The sequence below is a fragment of the Hymenobacter mucosus genome (genome assembly GCF_900188255.1).
Lineage (GTDB): Bacteria > Bacteroidota > Bacteroidia > Cytophagales > Hymenobacteraceae > Hymenobacter > Hymenobacter mucosus.
The window spans coordinates 272,163-296,744 of sequence record NZ_FZNS01000004.1 but is presented as its reverse complement, the minus strand read 5'-3'; the positions used below and the strand labels follow the sequence as shown (position 1 = coordinate 296,744).

Annotated in this window: 23 protein-coding genes; 10 read left to right on the top strand and 13 right to left on the bottom strand. The window is 57.0% G+C overall.

Annotation, left to right across the window (positions count from 1 at the left end; all coding sequences use genetic code 11):
* Positions 1 to 9: 9 nt before the first annotated feature.
* Entirely contained in the window at positions 10 to 561 is a 552-nt protein-coding gene (locus CHB83_RS11215) for an RNA polymerase sigma factor (protein ID WP_045687277.1), read from the bottom strand.
* A gap of 144 nt (positions 562 to 705) precedes the next feature.
* Between CHB83_RS11215 and CHB83_RS11210 the strand changes: the two genes are divergently transcribed.
* Entirely contained in the window at positions 706 to 1,680 is a 975-nt protein-coding gene (locus CHB83_RS11210; protein WP_089332684.1) for a hypothetical protein, read from the top strand.
* Positions 1,681 to 1,693: 13 nt separating this feature from the next.
* On the opposite strand, the gene CHB83_RS11205 is transcribed toward CHB83_RS11210, so the two are convergent.
* Positions 1,694 to 2,437 carry a DUF481 domain-containing protein gene (locus tag CHB83_RS11205; protein WP_045687279.1) on the bottom strand — a complete coding sequence of 248 codons (744 nt, stop codon included), beginning with the start codon at positions 2,435 to 2,437 and terminating at the stop codon, positions 1,694 to 1,696.
* 132 nt (positions 2,438 to 2,569) lie between these two features.
* Here CHB83_RS11205 and CHB83_RS11200 point away from each other — a divergent pair, with 132 nt between their 5' ends.
* Positions 2,570 to 3,223, top strand: coding sequence for a zinc ribbon domain-containing protein (locus CHB83_RS11200; protein ID WP_089332683.1), 654 nt, complete (start codon positions 2,570 to 2,572; stop codon positions 3,221 to 3,223).
* 19 nt (positions 3,224 to 3,242) lie between these two features.
* Complete coding sequence (locus CHB83_RS11195; RefSeq protein ID WP_089332682.1) at positions 3,243 to 3,791, top strand: hypothetical protein; 549 nt, start codon at positions 3,243 to 3,245, stop codon at positions 3,789 to 3,791.
* Between the two features lie 100 nt (positions 3,792 to 3,891).
* Here CHB83_RS11195 and CHB83_RS11190 read toward each other — a convergent pair whose 3' ends face one another.
* The 6 genes from CHB83_RS11190 to CHB83_RS11165 form a co-directional block, all read right to left on the bottom strand.
* The gene (locus tag CHB83_RS11190) at positions 3,892 to 4,848 is read right to left on the bottom strand and encodes a transketolase family protein (RefSeq protein ID WP_045687282.1); all 957 of its coding nucleotides are present in this window, start codon (positions 4,846 to 4,848) and stop codon (positions 3,892 to 3,894) included.
* 64 nt (positions 4,849 to 4,912) lie between these two features.
* Positions 4,913 to 5,674 (bottom strand): phytanoyl-CoA dioxygenase family protein, encoded by a 762-nt coding sequence (locus CHB83_RS11185; RefSeq protein WP_045687295.1) that lies wholly within the window; start codon positions 5,672 to 5,674, stop codon positions 4,913 to 4,915.
* 47 nt (positions 5,675 to 5,721) lie between these two features.
* A complete protein-coding gene (locus CHB83_RS11180; protein ID WP_089332681.1) occupies positions 5,722 to 7,125 on the bottom strand; it encodes a vWA domain-containing protein in 1,404 nt (467 codons plus the stop codon).
* Between the two features lie 17 nt (positions 7,126 to 7,142).
* A complete protein-coding gene (locus CHB83_RS11175; protein ID WP_045687283.1) occupies positions 7,143 to 8,045 on the bottom strand; it encodes a transketolase in 903 nt (300 codons plus the stop codon).
* 165 nt (positions 8,046 to 8,210) lie between these two features.
* Complete coding sequence (gene bcp / locus CHB83_RS11170) at positions 8,211 to 8,660, bottom strand: thioredoxin-dependent thiol peroxidase (RefSeq protein ID WP_045687296.1); 450 nt, start codon at positions 8,658 to 8,660, stop codon at positions 8,211 to 8,213.
* 94 nt (positions 8,661 to 8,754) lie between these two features.
* Positions 8,755 to 9,339, bottom strand: a complete 585-nt coding sequence (locus tag CHB83_RS11165) for a lipocalin family protein (RefSeq protein WP_045687284.1) — start codon at positions 9,337 to 9,339, stop codon at positions 8,755 to 8,757.
* A gap of 186 nt (positions 9,340 to 9,525) precedes the next feature.
* Here CHB83_RS11165 and CHB83_RS11160 point away from each other — a divergent pair, with 186 nt between their 5' ends.
* On the top strand, positions 9,526 to 10,272 hold the full coding sequence (locus tag CHB83_RS11160) for an SDR family NAD(P)-dependent oxidoreductase (RefSeq protein ID WP_045687285.1): 747 nt from the start codon (positions 9,526 to 9,528) through the stop codon (positions 10,270 to 10,272).
* A gap of 161 nt (positions 10,273 to 10,433) precedes the next feature.
* Positions 10,434 to 11,771, top strand: coding sequence for an NAD(P)/FAD-dependent oxidoreductase (locus tag CHB83_RS11155; protein ID WP_055562691.1), 1,338 nt, complete (start codon positions 10,434 to 10,436; stop codon positions 11,769 to 11,771).
* An 84-nt stretch (positions 11,772 to 11,855) separates the two neighbouring features.
* Here CHB83_RS11155 and CHB83_RS11150 read toward each other — a convergent pair whose 3' ends face one another.
* Both CHB83_RS11150 and CHB83_RS11145 read right to left on the bottom strand, forming a co-directional pair.
* On the bottom strand, positions 11,856 to 13,871 hold the full coding sequence (locus CHB83_RS11150; protein WP_089332680.1) for a M23 family metallopeptidase: 2,016 nt from the start codon (positions 13,869 to 13,871) through the stop codon (positions 11,856 to 11,858).
* A gap of 148 nt (positions 13,872 to 14,019) precedes the next feature.
* A complete protein-coding gene (locus CHB83_RS11145) occupies positions 14,020 to 14,634 on the bottom strand; it encodes a fumarylacetoacetate hydrolase family protein (RefSeq protein ID WP_045687288.1) in 615 nt (204 codons plus the stop codon).
* 266 nt (positions 14,635 to 14,900) lie between these two features.
* Here CHB83_RS11145 and CHB83_RS11140 point away from each other — a divergent pair, with 266 nt between their 5' ends.
* Both CHB83_RS11140 and CHB83_RS11135 read left to right on the top strand, forming a co-directional pair.
* Positions 14,901 to 15,695, top strand: a complete 795-nt coding sequence (locus tag CHB83_RS11140; protein ID WP_045687289.1) for a M48 family metallopeptidase — start codon at positions 14,901 to 14,903, stop codon at positions 15,693 to 15,695.
* A 24-nt stretch (positions 15,696 to 15,719) separates the two neighbouring features.
* Positions 15,720 to 16,292 (top strand): hypothetical protein, encoded by a 573-nt coding sequence (locus CHB83_RS11135; protein ID WP_045687290.1) that lies wholly within the window; start codon positions 15,720 to 15,722, stop codon positions 16,290 to 16,292.
* 190 nt (positions 16,293 to 16,482) lie between these two features.
* Here the strand turns inward: CHB83_RS11135 and CHB83_RS11130 are convergent, their stop codons facing one another.
* Positions 16,483 to 17,193 (bottom strand): alpha/beta fold hydrolase, encoded by a 711-nt coding sequence (locus CHB83_RS11130; protein WP_045687298.1) that lies wholly within the window; start codon positions 17,191 to 17,193, stop codon positions 16,483 to 16,485.
* Positions 17,194 to 17,252: 59 nt separating this feature from the next.
* Positions 17,253 to 18,638: a UDP-N-acetylmuramate--L-alanine ligase gene (locus tag CHB83_RS11125; RefSeq protein WP_045687291.1), complete on the bottom strand. Its 1,386-nt coding sequence runs from the start codon at positions 18,636 to 18,638 to the stop codon at positions 17,253 to 17,255.
* A gap of 383 nt (positions 18,639 to 19,021) precedes the next feature.
* On the opposite strand from CHB83_RS11125, the gene dnaB reads away from it, so the two are divergent.
* Positions 19,022 to 20,554 carry a replicative DNA helicase gene (gene dnaB, locus CHB83_RS11120; RefSeq protein ID WP_245855347.1) on the top strand — a complete coding sequence of 511 codons (1,533 nt, stop codon included), beginning with the start codon at positions 19,022 to 19,024 and terminating at the stop codon, positions 20,552 to 20,554.
* An 84-nt stretch (positions 20,555 to 20,638) separates the two neighbouring features.
* On the opposite strand, the gene CHB83_RS11115 is transcribed toward dnaB, so the two are convergent.
* The gene (locus CHB83_RS11115; protein ID WP_089332678.1) at positions 20,639 to 21,271 is read right to left on the bottom strand and encodes a hypothetical protein; all 633 of its coding nucleotides are present in this window, start codon (positions 21,269 to 21,271) and stop codon (positions 20,639 to 20,641) included.
* A gap of 189 nt (positions 21,272 to 21,460) precedes the next feature.
* Between CHB83_RS11115 and CHB83_RS11110 the strand changes: the two genes are divergently transcribed.
* Both CHB83_RS11110 and CHB83_RS11105 read left to right on the top strand, forming a co-directional pair.
* The gene (locus tag CHB83_RS11110) at positions 21,461 to 21,817 is read left to right on the top strand and encodes a winged helix-turn-helix domain-containing protein (RefSeq protein ID WP_045689908.1); all 357 of its coding nucleotides are present in this window, start codon (positions 21,461 to 21,463) and stop codon (positions 21,815 to 21,817) included.
* A 131-nt stretch (positions 21,818 to 21,948) separates the two neighbouring features.
* Positions 21,949 to 24,576, top strand: a complete 2,628-nt coding sequence (locus CHB83_RS11105; RefSeq protein ID WP_089332677.1) for a TonB-dependent receptor — start codon at positions 21,949 to 21,951, stop codon at positions 24,574 to 24,576.
* Positions 24,577 to 24,582: the final 6 nt, after the last annotated feature.

Genomic DNA, 24,582 nt, shown 5'->3' with positions numbered 1-24,582 from the left:
CTCTCGGGTTTAATTATTTAGGGACGCTTCCGTAACGTACTGCTCAATTTTTTTCACGGCATGGTGGTAGGAGGCTTTGAGGGCACCCACGGAGGTGCCCGTTACCTCGGCCATTTGCTCATAGGGCATTTCATCGTAGTAGCGCAGGTTAAACACCAAGCGCTGTTTGTCAGGAAGGCGCAGAATGGCTTTCTGCAACGTGCGCTCCACCTCGTCGCCGGCCAGGCTGGCATCAGCTTCTACTTTAGCGGTCAGTTCTGCTCCCACATCATGCAGGGGTAGAAAGAACTTCCGTCGCTTGCTGGCCAGAAAGCTCAGGCACTCATTGGTAGCAATGCGGTAAATCCACGTGTAGAGCGAAGCATCGCGCCGAAAGGAAGCTAAGTGGTTCCACACCTTCACAAACACGTCTTGCGTGAGGTCGTCGGCGTCATCGTGGTCGATAACCATTTTGCGTACGTGCCAATACACCTTCTGCTGGTACTTGCGCACCAGCTGGTTGAAAGCCACATTGCGGGTGGCGGGGTCATCAAACTTGACGAGTATCTCCTGGTCTTCCAAGCGCAGGGGAGCGGGTTAGGGAGGCGGGTGTAAGCCTTAGAATGATACGCCGGCTATTAGTTTAATTTCACTTGAACGACTATCTTGACTGATGGGGTAGAAAAGAAGTGAAAGAGCAACTAGTCAACTATATACGCGTGCCTTATGAAGAAGTATTTTCTTGCGCTGTTGGTTGGTCTTTGCAGCCAAATAACGCCCGCAGCCGCCCAAATCAAATCGAGCGAGGTGGAGATATGGGGCCTGCCTACTGGCCTCACCCGGGAAAGCTTCGTAGCAGCCCTCAACGAGAAGAAAGCCACGGTATGCATGGCCGCTATCCGGCCCATGGGCTACAAGGATGCGCAGGTAATATGGCTGGCCGATGATCAGTGGCTTGTGACGCTACGCTCCGACACAGGCAAGCCCTACCGGACCACAGCAGCTCCCGCGCCCAGCGTAGTTGCTCAGCTTAATGCAGCCATGCACATACAGCAGCTACATAACCCAGAGTTTCAGATGGCTAGGAAGATGCTGTTTGCCGTCCGGGCTCAGGATACGGCGGCGGTTGCGGCCATCCGGCGCAAATACCCACGCCACCAAGCAGCCCGCTACGCAGCGTCTCTGCGGCTGCTTCAGGCGCCCAACCCGCTTACGGTGGCGCAGTGCGTAGCTGTGCTGCATAGCGCCGCGCCCGACTCAGTGCGTGAAAAGGCGCTGGTGCAGGCGGGTTCCCGGGCGCGCACCGCCACGGAAGTGTACCAACTGCTGCCTTTCCTACGCGACCCTAATCTAGGCATAGCTACCCTGCAACTCGTTCAGGGTTTTTTTCGCTACCACCCCATTGCCCTCCAGGACTGGCCCCAGGTACTACCCGACTACGTGCAGGCGCTCAACGCCCCCGACCCAACTATGGTGGCAGGACTGTCCGCCTTTCTTTACGAGCACAAAGTGCCGCGCCAGTATGCGCAGCAACTCATGACTCAGGGCTCCACTACTATCCGAGAAATTCTGCAAGGACAGCATGCGGAACTTAGTGTGTTAAAGCAGCCGCTGTACCCACTTCTGAGCTACCTCGCGGGCTCCTCTATCACTAGTGCTTCCGCCGGGCTGGCCTACGTAGCCACGTTCACCACGCAGTAAGCGCGGGCCCTACTTAACGGGTGGTGCTGTATGCTACTCCCACGGTTACGTTGGTGTTATCCGGGAAGCGGCCCTCGATAACACGGCTTTCGTGGGTGTAGTTGTAGCTGAAGTTGACGGAAAATTTGCGCGGAAGCTTGAGCGCCAGCGTGGTCAGGTTGCTGAAGCGGTAGTCGCCGAAATCTAGTACGGAAGGCTGGTAGAACGTAATGGAGCTCAGCGTTACAACGCTCCGCGAGTAGGATACTTTCAGGCGGGCAGAGTTGCGGGTAGTAAGACGGGAAGTGCCGTCGCGAAAGTTTGTTTTCTCCCGGATCAGCAGGTTGCTCACCGAAACTTCCCGCCCCAGCGTGTCGGAGTAGAAGGCCCACCCGGGCCCAGCTCCCAACTGCACCCGGCTCGTAATGCCGCGCAGGTTACTGATTTCGAATCCGCCCAGCGCGTAGGCCCTAAACCTGCCCTTGTAGTAGTAGGGGGTAGCATTGAGCAGCAGCTCCCGCTCCTTCAGAAACCCATCTTGCTTGCCGTAAATAAAGCTTCCGCTCAGAGGTAGGCCGTAGTGCTGGCCCCGCGTAAATGTGAGGGAGTGGGAAGTGGAAAGCAAGGCCCGGCTCACGCCGCCGCGGCTGTAGGCGCCCGTTAGCTGCCCGCTATATACGATGAGGGTGGTGTCGCGCTGCTGCTGGTTTTGCGCGTGCAAAGCAGGTGCAGCACCCACAACCAAAAAGCAGCAGAGAAGAAAGTAGAGTAAGCGCATAAATAGCGGGGCCGCAAGCCCCAGAGTGTGTGCAAGTATACGGGCAGATTTTTTTCGGCTGGCCCTGAGCAGGAGTACAGTACTATTCGGATATAACTACTTTTAGCCGTTCACCTGACCGACTTGCCTGCTATGAGCAACCTAATTCAGTTTGTGGCCAACCACGACGATTTATCTACTGACAAAGGCTTTCAATTCAAATTCTACTGCGACAAATGCCGCAACGGGCACATGTCGCGGTTTCATCCCAACAGCCTCGGCATTGCTGGGGAACTGATGCGGGCAGCAGGTAGCCTGTTCGGGGGCAGCTTCTATGATGCCGGAAATGCCGCCTACCACGTGCAGCGGGCCATTGGGGGCAAAGCCCACGATGCCGCCTTGGAAAAAGCAGTGCAGGAGGGTAAAGAATACTTCAAGCAGTGTACCCGCTGTGGGCACTGGGTGTGCCCTACTGTATGCTGGAACCACACGGCCGGTCTTTGCGAAAGCTGCGCCCCCGATGAGCACGAGGAGCTAGCGGCCCAGCAGCGGCAAGCAGCGCGGGAGCAAATTCAAACCAAAACCCGCCAGCACGACTATACAAGCCAACTTGATTTCTTGGGTACCGGGACTATTGTGCACTGCAAAAGCTGCCAGAACAAGCTAGAGCCAAGCCAAAAGTTTTGCCCGCAGTGCGGTACCCCTAGCGTCGCGGCTCAGGCGAAGGAAAAGTTTTGCACCAGCTGCGGCGCCTCGCTCAAGCCAGGGCAACACTTTTGCGCCGATTGCGGCACCAAGCAAGCGTAGGCTACTGAACCCGCACGGCATGGCCACGAACTTACGAGAGGAACTGCACCAGTTGTCGGCGTCGGAGGCAGCCTTCTACGCAAGGTTAGGCCTGCAATTAGGGGTAGCAACCTTGGCCGACGTAAGCGAGTGGGTTGATGACGTGCTGTTGCAGGAGCCAGAGCCGGAGCTATTTTATCTGGAGCTCTACCGCTATCTGCGCACCGGCAAAGACGAGGTACTCGCGTACCTAAGCTTGGCTTTTCCGCCCGAAAGCTTTTCGGTGCGTCCGGCGCTGGCCTGGCTGCAGCAACACCTAAGTGCGGGCTCCTGGTCTTTGGGGCAAACCATAAGCGCCCTGTACCGCCTCCGCCTGCTGGTTACTTCCGACCGGGAAATTGGCTGGATATACGGGCTGGCTGCTGACTACGAGCATAGCTCCCAGGAGTCGGCGGAGGCGCTGCGGGACGTGTACCGCGAAACGGAAGCCTTTCTGGCGTGCTACCACGACTATACTTTTGCCAACCGTGCCGAGTGGCTATATCTGGATGCGGCGCTAGAGCAACGCCTGGCCAACCTACGCAGCTAATGTGAGGATAAATGCTAGGAGCCAACGGATTACCAGTAAACAAAAAAACTCCCGCTACACTGGGGTAGCGGGAGTTTTTGTGCAGTTTGATGACGTGAGCTTACTTGCGGCGGGCCATTACTTTCTCTACGGCCGCCACAATGGCTTGCTCATTGAGGCCATATTTCTCCATCAACTGGTCGGGGGTGCCAGACTCGCCGAAAGAGTCGTTTACAGCTACCATTTCCAGGGGTAGGGGCTCCTCGCGGATCAGCAGTTGGGCAATGGAGTCGCCCAAGCCGCCGTTCATCTGGTGTTCCTCCGCCGTTACCACGCAGCGCGTTTTGCGTGCCGAGGCCAGCACCAACTCCGCGTCCAGCGGCTTAATGGTGTGGATGTTGATGATTTCCGCGTTGATGCCTTTATCAGCCAATAGCTTACCCGCCAGAATAGCTTTCCATACCAAATGGCCGGTAGCGAAGATGCTCACATCGGTACCTTCGTTCAGCACAATGCCCTTGCCGATTTCAAACTTCTGGTCGGCGGGGGTGAAATTGGGCACTACCGGGCGGCCAAAGCGCAGGTACACGGGGCCTTCGTAGTCGGCAATGGCCAGGGTAGCGGCTTTGGTTTGGTTGAAGTCGCAGGGGTTAATGACCGTCATGTGCGGGAGCATCTTCATCATCCCGATGTCTTCCAGAATCTGGTGGGTAGCACCGTCCTCGCCCAGCGTGAGGCCCGCGTGCGAAGCGCAGATTTTCACGTTTTTGTTGGAGTAGGCAATGCTCTGCCGAATCTGGTCGTACACGCGGCCTGTGCTGAAGTTCGCGAAGGTACCCGTGAATGGAATTTTACCCCCAATAGTAAGGCCCGCGGCCAGGCCCATCATGTTGGCCTCGGCAATACCTACTTGGAAAAACCGCTCGGGATTGTCTTTGATGAAAGCATCCATCTTGAGCGAGCCAATAAGGTCGGCGCATAAGGCTACAACGTTCGGGTTGGTTTTGCCCAGCTCGTGCAAGCCCGCGCCAAAGCCGCTGCGGGTGTCTTTTGATTCGGTGTAGGGAAAGTCTTTCATATGTGAAGATGTAGGGTTCTTAGAGAGGTTTGTGGTGTTAGTTAGTCGTTCTGCAGTTGCACGTTCAGCAAGACAGTCCCTCAGTTGTCACTGCTAGCAGCTCTCGCCACTGTAAGTCACCGGGCAGCTCAGCGGCGCTAAACTCCAAGTGAATCACGCGGCGCGGGCGGCTACTAGTGCTGCGGTTAGAAGCGTGCAGCGTAAGCGGCTGCATAAGCATCAGGCCCCCGGCCGGCACCGGGCAACGTACGGCCCGCGGCGTGTAGTGGGGATGCTGATCATTGGCAATGACGCCGTGACGATGAGAACCGGGTACTACACGCAACGCACCATTAGTTTCGTCACAGTCGTCTAGGTGGAGGCGCACCGTAATGATGCTTTCCAGAACGGAAGGCGGCGGTAGTACAGTTACCTCGTCGCCTTTGCTGGTCCAGGGACCATAATCCGGCAAATCGGCCCGGTGGTTTACCCGTATCATCACATCCTGATGCCACGCCACCAACCAGTTGGAGCCAGCGGGCTTGTCGAAGTAGATAGCCTTCACCAAGTAGGGTTGGCTATCGGGAAAGAGCCCGGACAGCACTTCCCGCAGCCGGGGCGTCAGTAGCTGCTCACGCAAGGCCGGAATCTCGCCCAGCAGGTTGCGGATGGCAAATACGTCCTGGCTCCGTCGAAAATTAGGCGAGGAAGTTTCGGCTCTTTCGATAGTGCGAAGCAAGCCTGCTAGTTCTTCGGGAGTGTAGATGCCCGCTAGGATGGCGTAACCGTTTTGGGCTAGGGCGGTTGCGCTCTGGCTTATAAGGTTTTGCAAAACAGAAGAGGACATGAGGTATAGGGGTATGGGCTGGCGGTGCTGCCTACCGGTTGTGCTCTTCATCGGCCGAAAATGCTCACCGAAGTGGTTTGACCCGGCCGGATAGTGAAGTTGCGTACGTCAGTAAACTTGCTGCCGGTAGCCGTTTTGGTGCGAAACACCAGCCGGTATACTCCGGGCTGCATGGTTACATTCACTTTGCTGCTCCCGCCATCGGGTAAGTTGTGCACCCAGGTCTGCGACTCGTCGTTGTTGAGCTTGTAAATGCTGCCGTACCCTTTCAAGTCCGTCACAATGTTCAGGATGCCGGGCGCTTCGTAGGTTACGGCCGTTTCCTGGCCCTGCTTCACCGCGATGCGGCGCACCTGGCGGGGTAGGGTCAGGAGCTCCACTTCGTAGTTGCCGGCCAGTAGTTTCTGCCGTGCGCCAAAGGGTAAAGCTACCACCGTGGCGGGGCTGCCCTGGGCCCGTACTACCGCCTGCACCGTGCCATAGGGATTCGGCGACAGGTTGGGGTTCTGAAGCCAGAGCGTACCCTGGGGCGTTTTGTACGTTAGCACGTTGGCCCGACCGGGGCGGATGGGCAGGTTCTGCTGGCGCACGGGCGGCACCGTGTTAATCACCAAGTCGTAGCTCTGCAAGGCGTCAATGTCGAGCACGTCGGGTTTGCCCTGGGCGTCGCGGTAGTGCACGTAGTTGTACTCCGGCTGGTCCGTCACGTTGTTCTGAAACGTCATGTTCACGTTCGATTCCACGGGGCGGCCCTGCTCGTCGGTGAGGTTCACTGCAACGGTGGTCTTAGCCAGGGTTTGGGCTACTACATCGTTGAGGATGGTGCGAAAGGTTTGCACATCGGCCGCGTTGTAGTACTGGCCCAGGCACTCCAGCTGCTTCCCAAACTCCCGCTCGGCTCCGATGCCAATCACGAAGGGCTTGAGAAACACCCGTTTCCGCTGCAAAGCTACCGCCGTGGCGCACGGGTCTCCCTTGCAGGATTCCAGGCCATCGGTAATTAAAATCAACACGTTGCGCGCCGATTTATCCGCCGGAAAGTCATTGGCCGATTGCAGCAAGGAATAAGTAATGGGCGTGTTTCCCTTGGGCTGAATGGTTTTGAGGCGAGCTTTAATAGCCCCCGCGTTTTTGGGCGCAAAGGGTACTTCCAGCTTGGAGTCCTCGCAGTTCTGCTCCTTGTTTTCGTGCTGGTGCCCGTAGGCCCGTAGCGCCAACTCCAAGTGCGGATACGCATTCAGTGAGTCTACCATCTTGGAAAGTAGATTCTTGGCTACATCCCAGCGTTGCTGTCCTTCCCAAGGCGCCCGCATAGAGCCCGACGCATCCAGCACGAACAGGATGCGCGTGGTGCGGGTAGAAGCCGGGGCCACATTTTGAGCACGACACGGCAGCGCCAGCCAGAGTATAGCTAGTAACAGTGCGTAGCGTACCCAAAACGTGGCGCCCATCTTCCTGCGGTGCGGGGTTAGTAGTCGCCGGCTTCTTCTACCAGCAGTTGCTGCAGGGCTTTCTCGAGCTGCTCGTCGTTCGGAGCCACGCCGTGCCACTTATGCGAGCCCATCATGAAATCAACGCCGAAGCCCATTTGCGTATCCATCAGCACCATAATGGGCTGGCCCTGCCCGCTGAGGCGCTGAGCTTCTTCGATGGTGGGAAGTAGCTTTTCGAGGTCGTTGCCGTCGGTTTCCAGTACGCGCCAGTTGAACGATTCAAACTTGGCGCGCAGGTCGCCTAGGCCACCAATTTTCTCGGTGGGGCCATCAATCTGCTGGCCGTTGCGGTCTACGAAAGCAATCAGGTTGTCTACTTTGTGGTGGGGGGCGTACATGGCGGCTTCCCAAATCTGGCCTTCCTCTAGCTCCCCGTCGCCCATCAGCACAAATACCTGCCGAGCGTCGCCGTTTAATTTCTTCGCCTGGGCGGCCCCAATGGCCACGCTCAAGCCCTGGCCCAACGAGCCCGAAGCAATACGAATGCCGGGCAGGTGCTCGTGCGTAGCGGGGTGGCCCTGCAAGCGCGAGTTCAGCTTACGGAAAGTAGCCAGTTCAGCTACCGGAAAGTAGCCCGAGCGCGCCAACACTGAGTAAAATACCGGCGAAATGTGACCATTGGAAAGGAAAAATAAGTCCTGCCCCGTGCCGTTCATATCGAAGGGCTCGGGCGTGTGCTCCATTACTTTGAAGTAGAGCGCCACCAGCAAATCGGTGCAACCCAATGAGCCGCCGGGGTGGCCCGAGTTTACCCCGTGCACCATGCGCACGATGTCGCGCCGCACTTGGGCGGCAATCTGTTTCAACTCCGCTACCGAGCGGGTTGGCTTGGGCGCGTGCGTCTCGGAAGAAGCGGCGAATGACGTTTCCTGGGCCATAATAACAGTTAGGGTTGATGGGAAAGCAAAGGTAGAAAGTTGGGCGAGAGGGGAAGGTAGAGGAAACCGTACTAGTAAAAAAAGACCGGCCTCTCCACTGAATGCGTTGCAGAAGCTCCCGCCGCAAGCAAAAAAGCCCTGCCAGAGGGGCAGGGCTCTTGAAAATTATAGCAGCTGAGCCGCGTGGTTTTTGGTATCCACTTTAGTGATGACCTTTTCAATCTTGCCCTCCTCGTCGATGAGGAAGGTGTAGCGCATAGTGCCCATGTACTTGCGGCCGTACATGGATTTTTCCTGCCATACGCCGTAGTCTTGCACAATCTTCTTGTCCTCGTCTACTAGCAGCGGAAAGGGCAGCTCGTGCTTGGTTGCAAACTTCTTGTGCGACTTCTCAGAGTCGATGCTGACGCCAAGCACTTGAATACCGGCGCCCAGCAACTGCTGGTAGTTGTCGCGCAGGTCGCAGGCCTGGGCCGTGCAGCCGCTGGTATCGTCTTTGGGGTAGAAGTAGAGGGCTACTTTGCGGCCCTGGAAGTCGGAGAGGCGGAGCAGGTTACCATCTTGGTCGTGGGCTTCAAAAGCCGGTGCCAGCTCGCCAGATTGAGGAATAGACATGCCACGAAGGTAGAACGGAAGTACGGCTTCTCCCAACGGAGGGCAGCCTGCTACCCCCTTGGCGCCTAGCAAGCCGCCCCAAGCGTGGGAACAGCTATGCGCCTGCTTCCTCTATGGGTTGGGGAGTGTAAACTAGCTTTTCCACGGGGAAACCCAGGCCACGGCCATAAGCCACTAGCCGGTCGCGGATGCTGCGCTCTAGGTGTGGCGTGCGGCTTAAGATCCACAGGCTTTTGCGGCTAGGCTCGCCCACCAACGCGTAGCGGTAGTCGGCGTGGTCTAGCTCCAGGATCCAGTAGTCGCCCTCGAAAGGCCAGAAAAAGCTGACTTTCAGCTTGGCATTCGTCACTGGGTCTACTACCCGTGCCGTGCCCGTAGCCGTTTCTACGGGGCCTTCCAGTCCATTCTTGTGGCAGGTGTTGAGCACCTTCACTTTGCCGTCGGGCTGCAGCTTGTAGTGCGCCGTAACGTGCTGGCATCCCTTTTCATACCGCGTAGGTAGCCGGGCAACTTCGTACCAAAGGCCCGCATACTTGTGCAGATCAACGTGGGCTACCGTAGCCAAGGGCGCCTGCAGCTTGCGGCGCGCGTACGAATAAGCTGCTACGCCCGTGGCAACAGTAGCAGCAATAGCCGTAAACAAAACGGGCCGGCGGCGTTTAAGTAAGTCGTTGGACATGGTCGAGGAGAAGAAAGGATGCTACCTGTACGCGGTATCGGCGTGCCAGGATATACCCTAGTTTCCAGTTGGTGCTTAGGGGCTAGTAGAAAAGAAAGTAGCCTGCCTTGGTCAAGCTAACGAATGTAGGGATATGTATCAAGGGTGTAAGTAGATACCTGAGCGTACTCAAAAACCACATGTAGTATGGAAAAGCAACTTGCAGGCAAAGTAGCCCTCGTAACGGGCGCCGCATCCGGTATTGGTAAAGCTATTGCCGAACTCTACGCCCAACAAGGAGCCAGCGTGCTGGTATCGGATGTGGATGCTGAGAAGGGGCAGCAACTGGTGGCCGAAATAACCCAGGCTGGCGGCCAGGCTCAGTTTCAGCGCACCGACGTGAGTGACCCCACCCAGTGCGAAGCCCTGGTGCAAAAAGCAGTTTCAGCTTTCGGGCAGTTGGATATTGCCTGCAACAATGCCGGTATTGGGGGCGAGCTAAACCCAGTGGGTAAGTACAGCCTAGAAGGCTGGAAAAAGGTTATCGACGTTAACCTCAACAGTGTGTTCTTTTGCCTGAAGTACGAGCTGGCTGTAATGCAGGCGGGAGGTAGCATTATCAACATGGCTTCCATCCTCGGGCAGGTAGGTACGCCCAATTCGGCAGCCTATGCGGCGGCCAAACATGCTGTTGTAGGGCTCACGCAATCAGCCGCGTTGGAGTATGCTACCCAGGGCATTAGGATCAATGCGGTAGGGCCGGGTTACATTGAAACGCCTTTACTTAAAGATCTTCCTGTCACACAAAAGCAACAATTAGTAGCTTTGCATCCTCTTGGGCGACTAGGACGGGCTGAGGAAATTGCCGAGTTGGTGCTATGGCTCAGCTCAGATAAGGCCTCCTTTGTGACGGGTTCTTACTATCCAATAGATGGGGGCTACCTGGCGCGCTAGAAATTCAACGGCCTGACCACGCGACTAAATAACGCGGTGGGCCGGCTGAAGCTGCTAACTTATAAGCCGTGAGCTAACAAGCTCAACGGCAGGTAGTAAGCAGTTTCGGCCGGTTTTTTATTGTTGCTCGTATAGGTACTACTTCTCATTCCTTTCTGCTCATGCTGCACCTGGAACATCTCTCGCTTAACATACCAGATACGAACAAACCCCGCGTGGTCATTATTGGCGGCGGCTTTGGGGCGGTTAATCTGACAAAAGATCTGCCTGATAAGGACTTTCAGGTAGTGATGCTAAGTAAGCTGAACTACTACGGCTTCTGGCCCCTGTTGTATCAGGTGGCCACGGCCGGCTTGGAGCCCGAATCCATTGCCGAACCTGTTCGGAAAATTTTTGACGACCGCAAGGACTTCCACTTCCGCTTTGTGCGGGTGACCAATATTGACCCAGCCGCCAAAACGGTGACTACCCTTATTGGGTCTATCCGCTACGATTACCTGGTAATTGCTACGGGTACTACGTCTAACTACTTCGGCAATCAGCAGATTAAGCAGCATGCTTTTGGTCTAAAGACCTTGGATGATGCCGTAAACCTGCGAAGCCAGCTGCTGCAAAGCTTTGAGCAAGCCAGCATGACGCGCGACCCCGAAACGCGTCAGGCCCTGCTCAACATTGTTATTGCGGGGGCGGGCCCCACGGGCGTGGAGCTGGCGGGCTCCCTGGCTGAAATGCGCCGCCACATTCTGCCCCGAGACTACCCTGGGCTGGACTTCAAACAAATGAACATCTACCTGGTAGATGGCTTGGATAGGGTTCTGCCGCCTTTGTCACCAGAGTCGAGTAAGAATACCCACGAGTACCTGGAAGAGCTGGGCGTCATCATCAAGCTCAACAAGCTGGTCGATTCGTACGACGGACATACGGTGAAGTTCAAGGATGGCGAACAGATCCGCAGCCAGACCATGGTGTGGGCCGCTGGCGTAGCCGGTGCCATCATTGAAGGACTTCCCGCCGAGGTAGTAGAGCGCGGCCGCTATTTGGTCAACACCTTCAACCAAGTGCAAGGCTACGAAGACATTTTCGCCATTGGCGACGTGGCCGTGATGAAAACCGATAAGTGGCCCAAGGGCCACCCACAGGTAGCGCAGCCCGCCTTGCAGCAGGGGGCTCACCTCGGTAAAAACTTGGTGCGCCAACTCCGCAACCAAGCGTGGCAGCCCTTCAGCTACTTCGACAAAGGCTCCCTGGCCATTGTAGGCCGGGCCCGGGCCGTAGCCGATTTGCCCGGCAACAAAACTCTCCGCGGGTTTATTGCCTGGGTGGCGTGGTTGTTTGTACACGTGTACTACCTCATTGGTTTCCGCAGCAAGCTGATTGTGTTGGCCAACTGGGTATACCGCCTGTTCACCTACCAGCGCGGTGCCCGCATTATTGTGCGGCCTTTAATCAAGGAGGAAGATAAAATGGGGGAAGTATTTGTCCGACAACCGGCCAATTAAGCTTCCCGCTGTTCGTCATTCTGCCAACAAAAAGGCCCTCTTCCACGGAAGAGGGCCTTTTTGTTGTGGGTGCTGCTGGGCGTGCTACAAAGTCAGGTTAATGACTTTCTCGTTGCCAGCTTGGTCCGTGAGGTATAGGGTAGCCGGACCGTGCAAGGCCGGGCCCAGCGTGTCGTCGTGCTCTGTAAACAGGGTGGCATTTTTATACTCGTGGCGCAACAGGCGGAATTGCCCGTTTACCAGTAGTTTATAGCTAGCTACCCCCGAAAGATCGTCGCCAACTTTGAACACCAGGCCTCCTGCACCCCGGCTAATAAGGCGGGCTGAGGGGGGTATTGTATCTGTCAGGAGGCGAAACTGACCAAAGGTTTTAATAGGGGCCGAAACGCTGGTGCCCGTAGCATCCCATTTGCCACCCACGTAGGCGCGCCCTCCCTTCGCCGAAACGCTGTAGATGGCCGTGCGGCGCGGGTCTGCTACAGGGCCACCGGGTCGTAGGGTGAGGCGCAGGGGCTGGTAGAGTGGCGTGCGGGGCGAGTGTACCGTCCAGAGGCCTTGCTTGTAGGTGGTCTGCACGTACAGGGTGTCAAACAAGGTTTTGAGATTGAACCCCAAACTCATGCTAGCCGTCGAGAAACCGAACTCCCGGCCCGCCGGTATCATGGCCTGCCGGTCGAACCGCTTGGTGATGCGCCCGAACTGCATGGAATCGGGTAGGCCGGCTCGCAAATCGTAGAGGTAGGTGTTCTGGCTCTGGGCCGTGTAGCTGGGCTTAAGCGTCAGGCGGCGGTTGCCGCTAAACAAGGTCAGATTACCGCCTACTGCGGCCGTGTCGGGGTCGGCGGCCGTGGCTACCAGTAGGTTGCGGCTTACATCGAACCGCAGGCTGGGTGTTTTGACGGCGGCTGAGCGCGTTTTGTAGTAGCCCGCTTCCTCACCGCGCAGCACAAAGCGCAGCGGCGTCATGTTGCCGTAAGAGTCGGCCATCCGAATTTCTACGCTGTAGATGCGGCCCGGCACCACGCGCAACCGGCCCTTGGCTGCGCCCGTGGTATAGATGCTGAGCTCATTGCCATCGTCTACAAACAGCTTTTCCAGTTGCCTGCCTTGGGTGGCGCGCCACTCGTAGTCCATGTGCTGGTTTACCTGGCGGGAGCCCTCCGGAAACGGAATATTGTCAACCACGTGCGAGTACAGGGGCTGCCCATTCACTAGCACGTCTACCTTCTGAAAGCCGTTTTTATTCCACGCCTGGTCGAACCGGTCGAAACCTTGCACCAGCAGGCCCACCGTGCCGTTAGCGGCAATGGTATCGGCCCACACGTAGCCTCCGCCGTTGGGGAGAGGTGGCGTTTTGGGAACAAACACCGCCTTACCGAAGCGGTTTTGCACGCGGGCGTCAATGCTGAGGGCCTCCACCGCAAAGACCTGCAAGGAGGGGGCCACGTGGTCCTGAATCTCTTGGAAGCCACCCCACTGCAAAGGATTGAGCTGGTTGTCCTGCTGGTCGCGGACTTCCCAGTGCACGTGGGGGCCCGCCGACCCACCCGTATTGCCCGACAACGCCACAATGTCGCCGCGCTTCACGGGAAACTGGCCGGGTTTGAAGAACAACTCTAGCTCATAGGTTTGCTTTTCGTATTGACGTCGCCGCAACTCCTCGGCCACGGGACCTTTAAAGTGGTTTAAGTGCCCATATACCGTCGTTAGCCCGTTGGGGTGGGTGATATAGAGCACGTTGCCGTAGCCAAAGCTGCTTTGCTTGAGGCGCGAGATGTAGCCATCCTGAGAAGCGTGTACCGGCAAGTCAACGCGGCCATCGGTTTTAATATCGAGGCCTCCGTGGAAGTGGTTGGGACGCAGCTCGCCCATGCTGGCCGCTAGAAAATTTTGCTGGCCGGGCTTAATAGGAAACAAGAAGTAGCCGTTGGGTACCTCAGGCCGGGAATTGGCCGTTGGGGTAGGAAGAGTAGACCGGGCGGGCTCAGTAGAATCAGGCTCCTGCCCGCCGCAAGCAGCGGGCTGCAACCCCAGTAGCAACCCAAAGGGCAACGCTACGCCAAGCAGCCGCCAGGGCTGGTGTTGTGCAAAAAAGGACATTCAAAAAAGGAGAATCAGCAGCAAGAAAAAGAAGGCGGCATCACTGCAACGCCTGCACAAGCCATTATCGTGCCTCCAGGGCCAGATGGATTATGGTGAAATATGGCCTCCTACCGGCAGGGCTACTACCGGTAGGAAGGGCTGAGGCTTACTTTATGGCCAAGTCCAGAAGCTTTTCGCCGGCTAGGTATCCCGTGAGTTGGTCGCCCACTTGCACAGGGCCCACCCCGCTGGGAGTACCCGTAAAAATGAGGTCGCCCATCTTGAGGGTGATGAACTGCGAGATGTAGCTGATGATCTTGTTGAAATCGTGGAGCATCATGCTAGAGTTGCCCTGCTGGCGCACCTCGCCATTTACTTCCAGGTGGAAGTCGATGTTCTTCAGATCGGCAAAATCGGCCACGGGCTTAAACTCTTGAGAAATGGGCGCCGAGCCGTCAAACCCTTTAGCCAGCTCCCAGGGTAGGCCCTTGCTCTTAAGCTTGCTTTGCAGGTCGCGGGCCGTGAAGTCGATACCTAAGCCGATGGCGTCGAAGTAGGTAGGAGCAAACTTCTCTTCGATGTTCTTGCCGTTCTTGCAGATGCGCAGCACCAGCTCAATCTCGTGGTGGATATCCTGGGAGAAATCGGGCAGGAAAAAGGGCTGGTTGCGTTGCAGCAGGGCCGTGTCCGGCTTGGAGAAAATGACGGGAGCGTCGGGCGTTTCGTTCTGGAGTTCGGCAATATGTTCGGCGTAGTTGCGGCCGATGCAAAGAATTTTCATGCTCAAGAAGTTGAAAGGCCAAGAGGCGTAGATTCTAGGAAAAAGCCTCTTACGATGACCGCTAGAGGGGGTGAAGGCCAAAAATAGCGTTTAATTCGCGGGCCGAAACGCAAACGAGGGGGCTTTTTGCAGCTTACGCTGATCGGCCAAACATTTTGCCTACTGCCTCACGTATAGCAACGCGACGTTGGCTGGCATCTGGCATGGTGCCTTGGCCGGCGTCGTTCCGTTCTGTTTACGTCGCTTTCCTCAACCCTCTCTTGCCGATGCTTAAGAAATTAGCTCTGGCCAGCTGCCTGTTTACGGCGGCCGCCTGCTCCACCGTTCCCATTACGGGCCGCCGTCAGCTCAGCCTCGTTTCCGATACGGAAATGAACCAGATGGCTGCCACCCAATACCGCGCCGTGCTGGATTCCAGTCGAGTTGTTACTAGTGGCGCCCAAGCAGCCATGGTGAAGCGGGTAGGCCAGCGTATTCAGCAAGCTGTGGAAACGTATTTTCGGCAGCAAAACCAATCCAGCCAGTTGGAGGGCTACGCCTGGGAGTTTAATCTGATTGAAGACAAACAGGAAAATGCGTGGTGCATGCCCGGCGGCAAAGTGGCCGTATACAGCGGCATCCTACCCATCACGCAGGATGAAAATGGCCTGGCCGTAGTAATGGGCCACGAAATAGCCCACGCCGTAGCCAAGCATAGCTCGGAGCGGGCCAGCCAGCAATATGCCGCGCAAGGGGTAGGGGCAGCCGTTTCAACGGCCGTAGGACAAACGCCCACCCTTACGCAAAACGTGTTTCTGCAAGCCGTAGGCCTTGGTTCGCAGCTAGGACTACTAAAGTACGGTCGCAGCCAAGAGTCGGAAGCTGACCACCTAGGCCTTATCTTTATGGCCATGGCTGGCTACAATCCAGACGGGGCGGTGGCATTTTGGCAGCGGATGGATGCCCGCGAAAACACGGCTTCGCCACCCGAGTTTCTTTCTACTCACCCCTCCAATGGTACACGCATTGCGGCCATTCAGAAAGAGCTGCCTGAGGCTCGTAAATACTATACCGCTCGCTAAGAGTAGGTGACTATCAATTCCTAAATGAAGTATTCTCTGCGTTCTGTATTTTCTCCACTGGTTGTGAGTGGCCTGCTGACCTTGGTTGGGCTAGCAGCCTGCGAAACTACCAAGCGGGGCTTCCCCGAGATGAGTTCGCCCACCAATGACCCCGATGTGGTAACCCGGCGGACGCTGGAAGCTACCAGTAAGCAGATTGCTCAGGTGTCGGATGGAAAAATTCAGTACATCATCCCCCGCGAGCAGTTGGCCAGCGGCTTCACTCGCCAATTCGGAGATGGTACCGTTATCGACAAAACTATGATTCGGAAAGTGCAGGAAACGTCGAAAGACAAGGCCGTGTACTACCTCGTGGGCCTGGGCCTGCACCACGGCATGTTCCGGGGCATGGCCTTGCCCTTGCAAACCTCCTCCGATAACAGCTTGTACCTAAGCTCGGCCGCTGCACGCTACATCATTACGGGCGTGGGCTGCACGTTCTGCTTCTTCAACTTCGAGAAAAACGAGATTGTAGGCACCACATGCGAGGAAAATACGGGGGGCAGCCGGTGCGATTTGCGCGTAGAAGACCACAATACCTTTTTTCCCCGCCGCTAGCCATGCTCAGCCGCAAATGGATTCTTCGCCTTTCCCTCACGGCCCTGGCCCTGCTGGTCACTACCGACCGGCGCCGGCCCACGCCGGCCCCGCCCGCTAAGAAACCCGAGGACAATTAACACGCATAAAAAAGGGTCCGCCGTACGGCGGACCCTTTTTTATGCGTGTTGGCTAGCAAAGAGAAAGGAAGCTATACCATGTCTTCCTGCACCGCTTCCACAAACCGGGCAATGCGGTTTGTTAGCAAATCGGGGTTTACTTTCTCTATGGGGTGCGGGGTGTTCATGATGATTTCAAACGTAGCCCGAGGCAAGTGGTCGGCGAAGTAGCGGGAAGCATCCACGTCGGCCGTTTTGTCTAGTTCACCTACTAGCACTTGCACGGGCACCTCCAGCGTGCCCAGCGTTTCGGGCGTCAGTAAAGGTGACTCGCCAAGGCTGCGCAGTAGTGCAGCGGTTGCGGCCAGCAGGTCCGGTAGTGGGGTAGGGGCGTGCAGTTGCTCTAGCTTTGCTACGAACTCGGGTACTTTTTCCTGCATTTTCTCCAGGTTCAGCCAGCGCGTTTCAAGGGCGGCCAGTGCCGGCGACCAGTCGAGCTTGGTGCCTAGGGTCGTGATGCTGCTGAACAGCTCAGGGGCCGTAAGGGCAGCCGTAAGGGCCGCGTAGCCTCCCAAGCTGTAGCCGAAGGCGTGCACGGGTGCCAAGTCATTCTTCATGATGAACTGCTTAACCTCCTGGGCAAACTGTCTCATCGTGAATTCTGATGCTACCAGGGGACGCCCGCCATGCCCACCGAACGAGAATGAGTGCACCTCATAGAACGGGGGAAGCTCCCGCGTCAGGAATTTTAACTGCGCCTCCGTGGCCAGCGCGCCGTGCAACAGAAGAATGGTGTGTTTCATAGCAAAGTAGTGACGCGAGACCCGCATCCGCCGGTAAAAAGGGGATAGGTGCCGGGCTCCTACTTGGTAATGTCCGTTGCAAGCTGCACCAGATCCAACCCATCGAACGTGCCCGATGTCATCATCAACAGGTTCGCGTTCTGCCAGTTTTGGTTACGTAGAAATTCTGCTAGCTGCCGGCTGTCCGTGAACACCTGCAGGTTGGGGCGCTGGAAGGCTTGCTGCACCGCCTCAGGGGGCAGCGGCGGTAGGCGCTTGTGTTCCAGCACGTGCGGGTTAAAGTACACCACGGCCACGTCGGGCGCATCGAAAGTGTGAGCGTACTGGGGCAGGAAGGCTGGATTCAGGGAGCTGAATGTATGTAGCTCCAAGCAGGCAACCAATTTGCGCTGAGGATACTGCTTTTTAAACGCCGTGGCAGTGGCCTTGAGCTTGCTAGGCGCGTGGGCAAAGTCTTTGTACACAACGGACTCCTGGCCTTCGCGCACGAGCTCTAGGCGGCGGGCAGCACCTTTAAACGAGCCCAAAGCTTCGTAGAAATCCTTGCCCTTAATGCCCAAGCACTTGCACACCTCTTTGGCGGCCGAAATATTGCGCAGGTTGTGCTCTCCGAACACCTGCACGGGTACTTCCTCGTCCTTCTTATTGAGCAAGAATGTTTTACCCTGGCGAATGACGTGCTCGTGCGGACCGTAGCCGATGTACTTCACATCGGGGCTGGAAGGTACCGTTACAAGCTGCACTTGCTCGTCGTCCCGGTCGTAGATGAGCGTGCCGGCCTTGGGCGTCATGTCGGCAAAAGTCTTGAACTGCTCCCGGTAAATTTCCTCGGTTGGGAACACATTGATGTGGTCCCAACTGATGCCCGAAATCACCCCAATGTGGTGCTGGTACAGGTGGAACTTCGGGCGCCGGTCGATGGGTGATGATAGATACTCGTCGCCTTCGATGATGATAATGGGTGCATCTTCCGTGAGCTGCACCATCAGGTCGAAGCCTTCCAACTGAGCTCCCACGGCGTAGTCGAACTTGCGGCCATGGTAGCGTAGCACGTGCAGAATAAGCGAGGTGATGCTGGTCTTGCCGTGCGAACCGCCAATAACTACGCGCTGCTTATTCTTGGAGGCCTCGTAAATAAATTCGGGGAAAGAATATACGCGCAGCCCCAACTCCTGGGCCTTCAGCAGCTCGGGGTTATCAGGGCGGGCATGCATACCCACAATTACAGCGTCGAGGTCAGTGGATACTTTCTCCGGAAACCAGCCTTCCTGAACGGGGAGGAGCCCAGCCGCCGCCAGTCGGCTTTTAGCCGGCTCAAATATTTCGTCGTCGGAGCCCGTTACGTGGGCGCCGCGCTTGTGCAGGGCCAGGGCCAGGTTATGCATGATGCTACCCCCGATGGCAATCAGGTGCAGACGTTGGAGCGAAGAAGGAGTGGAGGCCATTCAGGTAGGATGGTATGCGGGGCGGCAAAGGTAAGCTGATTGGGTGAGAGCTGCCGTACACGAGCTTCCGAAGACCGGCGTATAGGTTCCGAATCTAATTTCTTCCTTTTTGTGTGCAGTTTCTTCACCTTATTAGCATACAAAAAAGAAACCTTTTGTGCCACCTGCGGATTGTAAACCTCACCCGTTAGCTTTGTACCCCTTTGCCGAAAAACCGGACAGTAGGTGGAAAGAAACCTACCTAGCCCAAACGGCAAACCGCTCAAACCTGCTTACCTTGTAGTGCTTACCTGCTGATGAACGACCGGATGGATGACCGCCTGAAACTTTCGGCCTCGCGGGCCAAAGCTGCCTGGAATAGTCGGCCCACGCCTGCTATACCTATGGGCGGCCCCGCCGGCAAACTGCCCCCGCAGGCGCTGGAACTGGAAGCTGCCGTACTGGGCGCCCTTATGCTCGAGAAGGACGCTCTTACCACCGTAATCGATATTCTCAAGCCCCAGAGCTTCTACAAGGATGGGCACCAGCGCATCTTCAAGGGCATCCTGAATTTGTTTGACAAGTCGGAGCCAATTGATATTCTGACCGTTACGCACGAGCTGCGGGAAATGGGCGAGCTGGAGGCCGCCGGTGGGGCTCACTATGTGGCCAACCTGACGTTTAAGGTAAACTCGGCGGCCAATATTGAGTACCACGCCCGCATTATCACCGAAAATGCCATTAAGCGCGAGTTGATTCGCATTGCCAGCGACATTCAGCGCGACGCCTTCGAGGATACTACCGACGTATTTAACCTGCTAGACAGCACGGAGCAGTCGCTTTTTGAAGTGTCGGAGTCGAACATCCGCAAGAACTTCGACGACATGCGCAGCTTGATGGGAAAGGCCATCAAGGAGCTGGAAGAAAAGAAAGATCAGAAAGACGGCCTCACGGGCGTGCCCTCGGGCTTCTCGGCCCTCGACCGCGTAACCAGCGGCTGGCAGCCATCCGACTTGGTTATTATTGCAGCCCGCCCAGGTATGGGTAAAACGGCCTTCGTGGTGTCGGCCATGCGCAACGCGGCGGTGGAGTTCAAGAAGCCGGTGGCCATCTTCTCCTTGGAAATGTCCTCGCTCCAGCTCGTGAATCGTTTGATTTCGGCTGAAGCCGAGCTAGATTCCGAGAAGATTAAGAAGGGCAACCTGGCCGACTACGAGTGGGCCCAGCTCAACCACAAAATTTCGGCTTTGTCGTCGGCGCCTATTTACATCGACGATACGCCGGGACTCAGCATCCGGGAGTTGCGCACCAAGTGCCGCCGCCTCAAGGCCCACCACGATATCCAGATGATTATCATTGACTACCTGCAGTTGATGACGGGCAACACGGACGGCAAGGGGGGCGGCAACCGCGAACAAGAAATTGCCTCGATTTCGCGGGCGCTGAAAGGCATTGCCAAGGAGTTGAATGTGCCGGTGCTGGCTCTGTCCCAGCTTTCCCGCTCGGTGGAAACCCGCGGTGGCGACAAGAAGCCCCAGTTGAGTGACCTGCGTGAATCGGGTTCTATCGAGCAGGATGCCGATATGGTAATCTTCCTCTACCGCCCCGAGTACTACAAGATTACGGAGGATGAAATGGGCAACCCCACCCAGGGTACCGGCGAGGTAATTATTGCCAAGCACCGTAACGGCTCCCTGGAAACCGTACAGCTCAAGTTTATCGGGCGCTTCACCAAGTTTGCTGACCTTGATGGGGCCGGTGGCTTTGGCGATGCCAGCTTTAACCCCGGAGCTTTCCCCACTAGTACCTTCGACGATGATTCCTCGGCCTTTGCGCCGAACACCATCCGGCTGGGCTCCCGCATCAACAACGATGCTCCCCCCACGGCGCAGCCCTTCCCGCGCAGCACCTTCGACGACGGGCCGCCGCCATTCTAAAAAGCAAGCGGATGGCTCCTACAATACAACGGGGCCCCAAGCATATAGCTTGGGGCCCCGTTGTATTGTAGGAGCTGTATTTAGTTATTCAGCGCTGCCGAAACCAGCGGTGTTCAGCTCGTCGGCAGCGGCGCTACCGCGGTAGCTTTGGTTGCGGGTAGTGATGATGGGCTGGCTTGTTTCGTCGGAGTTGAAGCCCGCCGAATAATCCGAGCTGCTGGGCTGGTAGCTACCGCCCACACGATTTTCGTTTTGCCGGTCGAAACCACTCCACTGGCCGGGGCCGCGGTCCATACGGCGGCTGTCATCGGCCTGGGAAGCGGACGTGTATGCACCGGAGCGGTAGGTTTGCTGAGCACCTCTGTAGGTTGCGCTGGTACCCTTGCTTTTAGCCTTGCCCGAACGCAACGCCAGGTAGCCCAAGCCGGCTAATGCAGCAACACCGGCTACTTTCTGCGTTGTGCTAAGGTTGCCTACCTTGTTCCAGGAGTTTGAGCAGAAGTCGCGCACGCCCTGAGGCAGCTGGTCAACTACTTTTTGCAAGTCGGCATATTCCGTCCAGCTTTTGCCAGCAGCTTTGGGGCTGGAAGACTTAGCGGTGCTGGCGTCGGCTGCGCCGTAGCTAGCCTGTGGTACACTTTGTGATTGGTCAGAGGCCGTCAGACCTTCAGCAGCGTTGGTAGTAGGGGTGGGAATGGCAGGTTGATTGGGTTCCATGGGGTGCAGATTAGAAAGTAAGGAATAGAAGCGCCACTGGGTGGCAGCAAAGGATATGCGCAAGAAACGGGTAGTAGGTTGCGGATGGGGGCGTATTTCTTCCGGCCGGGGCGGTGCTACTAGAGTTTTTCAGCAATACTGAAAGCCAAAGCCACGGCCTCCGTAAGGCTTTTTCGTAAAATTGTACCCATGAAAAACCTACTCCGCTCCGACCGTCCTTTTCGTCTCAACGGCCGCCTATGGGTAGAAACCGATGAGGACCGATTCATGGGTATTGGGCGCTTGGAGTTGCTGTTGCAGATTCAGGAGCAGGGCTCCATATCCAAGGCAGCTCAGCACATGGGAATGTCGTACAAGCGGGCCTGGGACTTGGTTAGCTCCCTAAATGCCCAGTCGGCTCAGCCCGTAGTGATTACGCAGGCAGGAGGGAAGCGCGGCGGCGGCGCAGAAGTATCGGCGGAGGGGCAGCAGCTTATTGAGGAGTTCCGGGCGCTCCAGGAGCGGTTTCAGGAATTTATGCGGGTAGAAGCGGTCCGGCTTCTGTAAAGTCCTAGTGGCATTTTGGGGCCTGCCTAGTGCGCCAATCCGGGCACTTCTCGGGCAGATGATGGTAGGAAATGCCCCGAGGCGGCAAACCATTTGGCTTGCCCAGCGTTATGTTTGTAAAAACATAGCGCATGCCCAACGCTACCCTTAGTTTCCGGTTTTCTCCTGCTCTCTTCCTGCCCCTGCTTGGTGGTGTGCCCTTAGCTGGGTACGCCCAAACCCGGCCGCTCTCACCTGATACCACCCGTCGCGTGCAACAGCTGGGCGAGGTAGTAGTGGCCGCTTCCAAGGTAGAGGAAAGTATTTTGCAGTCGCCGGTGACGGTGGAGAAACTGAACGCGCGGCAGCTGCGCCTCACGCCCGCGCCTTCTTTCTTCGACGCGGTTGAGCACTTGAAAGGTGTGCAAGTAATTACCCCTAGCCTGAGTTTCAAGGTGATAAACGCCCGGGGGTTCACCAACACTACCAACGTGCGCTTTGTGCAGCTCGTGGATGGTATTGACAACCAAGCGCCGCACATCGGCGGGCCAATAGGCAACGTGCTAGGGCCCAGCGATCTGGATATTGGTACGGTGGAGATAGTGCCAGGCACGGCGGCTGCTTTGTACAGCCTCAATGCGATTAATGGACTAGCTAACTTCTCTACTAGAAACCCCTTTCTAAGCGAAGGTCTCAGCGTGCAACAGAAGGTCGGTGTCAACCACGTCAATGACCCGTACACCAGGGCGCGGCCCTTCACCGAAAGCAGTGTGCGTTATGCTAAGGCGCTCAGCGCTAAGCTGGCATTCAAGGTAAATGGCACCTATCTGCGCGGGTACGACTGGATGGCTACCGATCAAACCGACATCAACCCCAATGGGAACGCCACTACCGGCTTGCTGGGCGACGACAACCCTGCCCGCGACCCAGTAAGCAGCTACGGCAATGAGTCGTCGAACCGCTCGATGCTGACGCTGGGCGGCAAAGCATACCAGGTGGCCCGCACCGGCTACCGCGAACGGGACGTGGTGGACTACCACCTGCAAACCCTCCGGTACGATGCCGCCCTGCACTATAAATTGACCCAGAACGCCGAACTAGCTTACACCTACCGGGGTAGCAACTTCGACAACGTGTACCAGCGCAGCAATCGGTTTCAGCTCGACAACTACCATTTGCAGCAGCATGCCTTGCAGCTCACCACGCCGGTAGTGCAGGCGCGCGCCTACTTCACCCAGGAAAATACCGGCAAGAGCTACAACCTGCGCTCCGCCGCCGAAAACCTGGACCGCAGCTACAAGCCCGATGCCCAGTGGAACCGAGAGTATACAGCCGCCTGGAACGCAGCCGTTCAAAACGGCCAATCTGTTGCGCAAGCCCATGCCACGGCCCGCGCCGCGGCCGATGCCGGTCGTTTCCAGCCCGGTACGCCCGCCTTTCAGCAGCGCCTCGATTCGCTGACCAACATCAACAACTGGGACCAGGGTGCAGCTTTGCGGGTACGCGCCAACTTGCTGCACGCCGAGGGCCAAGTGAATGTGGGGGAGACCTTGCGCCGGAGCACCCAGGTAGGCTTTCCAACCTGGGCCGACTTGTTGGTAGGGGCGGACTATCGCACGTACTATATCGAGCCCGACGGCAACTACTTTATCAACCCCGAGCAAGGGCAGGACCCGTACAACACGCTGACCTACGGCAAAACGGGCGGCTTTGTGCAGGCTGGCGCGCGCCTACTGCCCGGCGAGAAGCTCCGCCTCACAGCCACCCTGCGGGCCGACAAGAATGACTACTTCAGTACCCGCTTCAACCCGCGCTTCACGGCGGTGTACTCGCCTACCCAGCGCCACAACTTCCGGGTAAGCTACCAAAGTGGCTACCGCTTCCCGAGCTTGTTTGAGGGATTTTCCAACGTGAATAGTGGTCAGGTGAAGCGCATTGGGGGCCTGAGGGTGATGTCGGACGGAGTATTTGAGAACAGCTACCTGCGTAGCTCCATTGATGCCTTTAACGCGGCCGTAACGCGCGACCGAAACACCAACGGGTTGACCCAAACCCAAGCCATTGCAAAAAATCAGGGGAGGTTAGTGAAAAATCCCTACACCTACCTCAAACCCGAGCACATCAAGTCTCTGGAAGTGGGGTACAAGGCGGCCTTGCTGCCCGGTGGGCGCCTGCTGGCCGACGTGGACTTCTACTACAATACGTACCGAGACTTCATTGCTCAGGTGGAAGCCTACGTGCCTGTTAACTCGGCTGGCGAGCCGCTCAATACGGGCGCCGACCTCAACGGCATTGCTACTGCCCTAAACGCCCGCTCTGGCCAGGCCCGCTACCGCCTCTGGACCAACTCCCAAAGCCAAGTGTATAACTACGGCGGCTCCCTAGGCTTGCGCTACGACGTAACGGACGGCTACCTAGCGGGTGCCAACGTGACCTACACCCGCCTCGACCGCACTGAATCGGGCGACGGACTAGAGGACGGCTTCAATACTCCCCGCTGGGCGTATAATCTGAGCGTGGGGAATGAAAACGCGTACAAAAACTTCGGTTTCGGCCTCAACTACCGCTGGCAGGCCAAGTACTATTCTCAAACGTTCCTCGTCAGCGGGTACGTACCCGCCTACAGCACCCTTGATGCGCAACTCAGCTATCGGTTGCCCCAGCCCAATCTGCGCTTTAAGCTTGGAGCCAGCAATGTGCTAAACCAGTATTATGTGAGCTACCTCGGCGGCCCCAGCATTGGCGGGCTATACTACTTGCAAGTGACGTACGGACTATAGGCCATC

What these genes read in the sequence shown, in the direction of transcription:
- CHB83_RS11165 (WP_045687284.1), bottom strand. Translation starts at nt 9,339, where the DNA reads ATGTCCAACGACTTACTTAAACGCCGCCGGCCCGTTTTGTTTACGGCT.
- CHB83_RS11130 (WP_045687298.1), bottom strand. Translation starts at nt 17,193, where the DNA reads ATGAAACACACCATTCTTCTGTTGCACGGCGCGCTGGCCACGGAGGCG.
- CHB83_RS11185 (WP_045687295.1), bottom strand. Translation starts at nt 5,674, where the DNA reads ATGTCCTCTTCTGTTTTGCAAAACCTTATAAGCCAGAGCGCAACCGCC.
- CHB83_RS11115 (WP_089332678.1), bottom strand. Translation starts at nt 21,271, where the DNA reads ATGGAACCCAATCAACCTGCCATTCCCACCCCTACTACCAACGCTGCT.
- CHB83_RS11195 (WP_089332682.1), top strand. Translation starts at nt 3,243, where the DNA reads ATGGCCACGAACTTACGAGAGGAACTGCACCAGTTGTCGGCGTCGGAG.
- CHB83_RS11200 (WP_089332683.1), top strand. Translation starts at nt 2,570, where the DNA reads ATGAGCAACCTAATTCAGTTTGTGGCCAACCACGACGATTTATCTACT.
- CHB83_RS11150 (WP_089332680.1), bottom strand. Translation starts at nt 13,871, where the DNA reads ATGTCCTTTTTTGCACAACACCAGCCCTGGCGGCTGCTTGGCGTAGCG.
- CHB83_RS11190 (WP_045687282.1), bottom strand. Translation starts at nt 4,848, where the DNA reads ATGAAAGACTTTCCCTACACCGAATCAAAAGACACCCGCAGCGGCTTT.
- CHB83_RS11180 (WP_089332681.1), bottom strand. Translation starts at nt 7,125, where the DNA reads ATGGGCGCCACGTTTTGGGTACGCTACGCACTGTTACTAGCTATACTC.
- CHB83_RS11125 (WP_045687291.1), bottom strand. Translation starts at nt 18,638, where the DNA reads ATGGCCTCCACTCCTTCTTCGCTCCAACGTCTGCACCTGATTGCCATC.
- dnaB (WP_245855347.1), top strand. Translation starts at nt 19,022, where the DNA reads ATGGGCGGCCCCGCCGGCAAACTGCCCCCGCAGGCGCTGGAACTGGAA.
- CHB83_RS11105 (WP_089332677.1), top strand. Translation starts at nt 21,949, where the DNA reads ATGCCCAACGCTACCCTTAGTTTCCGGTTTTCTCCTGCTCTCTTCCTG.
- CHB83_RS11175 (WP_045687283.1), bottom strand. Translation starts at nt 8,045, where the DNA reads ATGGCCCAGGAAACGTCATTCGCCGCTTCTTCCGAGACGCACGCGCCC.
- bcp (WP_045687296.1), bottom strand. Translation starts at nt 8,660, where the DNA reads ATGTCTATTCCTCAATCTGGCGAGCTGGCACCGGCTTTTGAAGCCCAC.
- CHB83_RS11205 (WP_045687279.1), bottom strand. Translation starts at nt 2,437, where the DNA reads ATGCGCTTACTCTACTTTCTTCTCTGCTGCTTTTTGGTTGTGGGTGCT.
- CHB83_RS11145 (WP_045687288.1), bottom strand. Translation starts at nt 14,634, where the DNA reads ATGAAAATTCTTTGCATCGGCCGCAACTACGCCGAACATATTGCCGAA.
- CHB83_RS11155 (WP_055562691.1), top strand. Translation starts at nt 10,434, where the DNA reads ATGCTGCACCTGGAACATCTCTCGCTTAACATACCAGATACGAACAAA.
- CHB83_RS11135 (WP_045687290.1), top strand. Translation starts at nt 15,720, where the DNA reads ATGAAGTATTCTCTGCGTTCTGTATTTTCTCCACTGGTTGTGAGTGGC.
- CHB83_RS11160 (WP_045687285.1), top strand. Translation starts at nt 9,526, where the DNA reads ATGGAAAAGCAACTTGCAGGCAAAGTAGCCCTCGTAACGGGCGCCGCA.
- CHB83_RS11210 (WP_089332684.1), top strand. Translation starts at nt 706, where the DNA reads ATGAAGAAGTATTTTCTTGCGCTGTTGGTTGGTCTTTGCAGCCAAATA.
- CHB83_RS11140 (WP_045687289.1), top strand. Translation starts at nt 14,901, where the DNA reads ATGCTTAAGAAATTAGCTCTGGCCAGCTGCCTGTTTACGGCGGCCGCC.
- CHB83_RS11110 (WP_045689908.1), top strand. Translation starts at nt 21,461, where the DNA reads ATGAAAAACCTACTCCGCTCCGACCGTCCTTTTCGTCTCAACGGCCGC.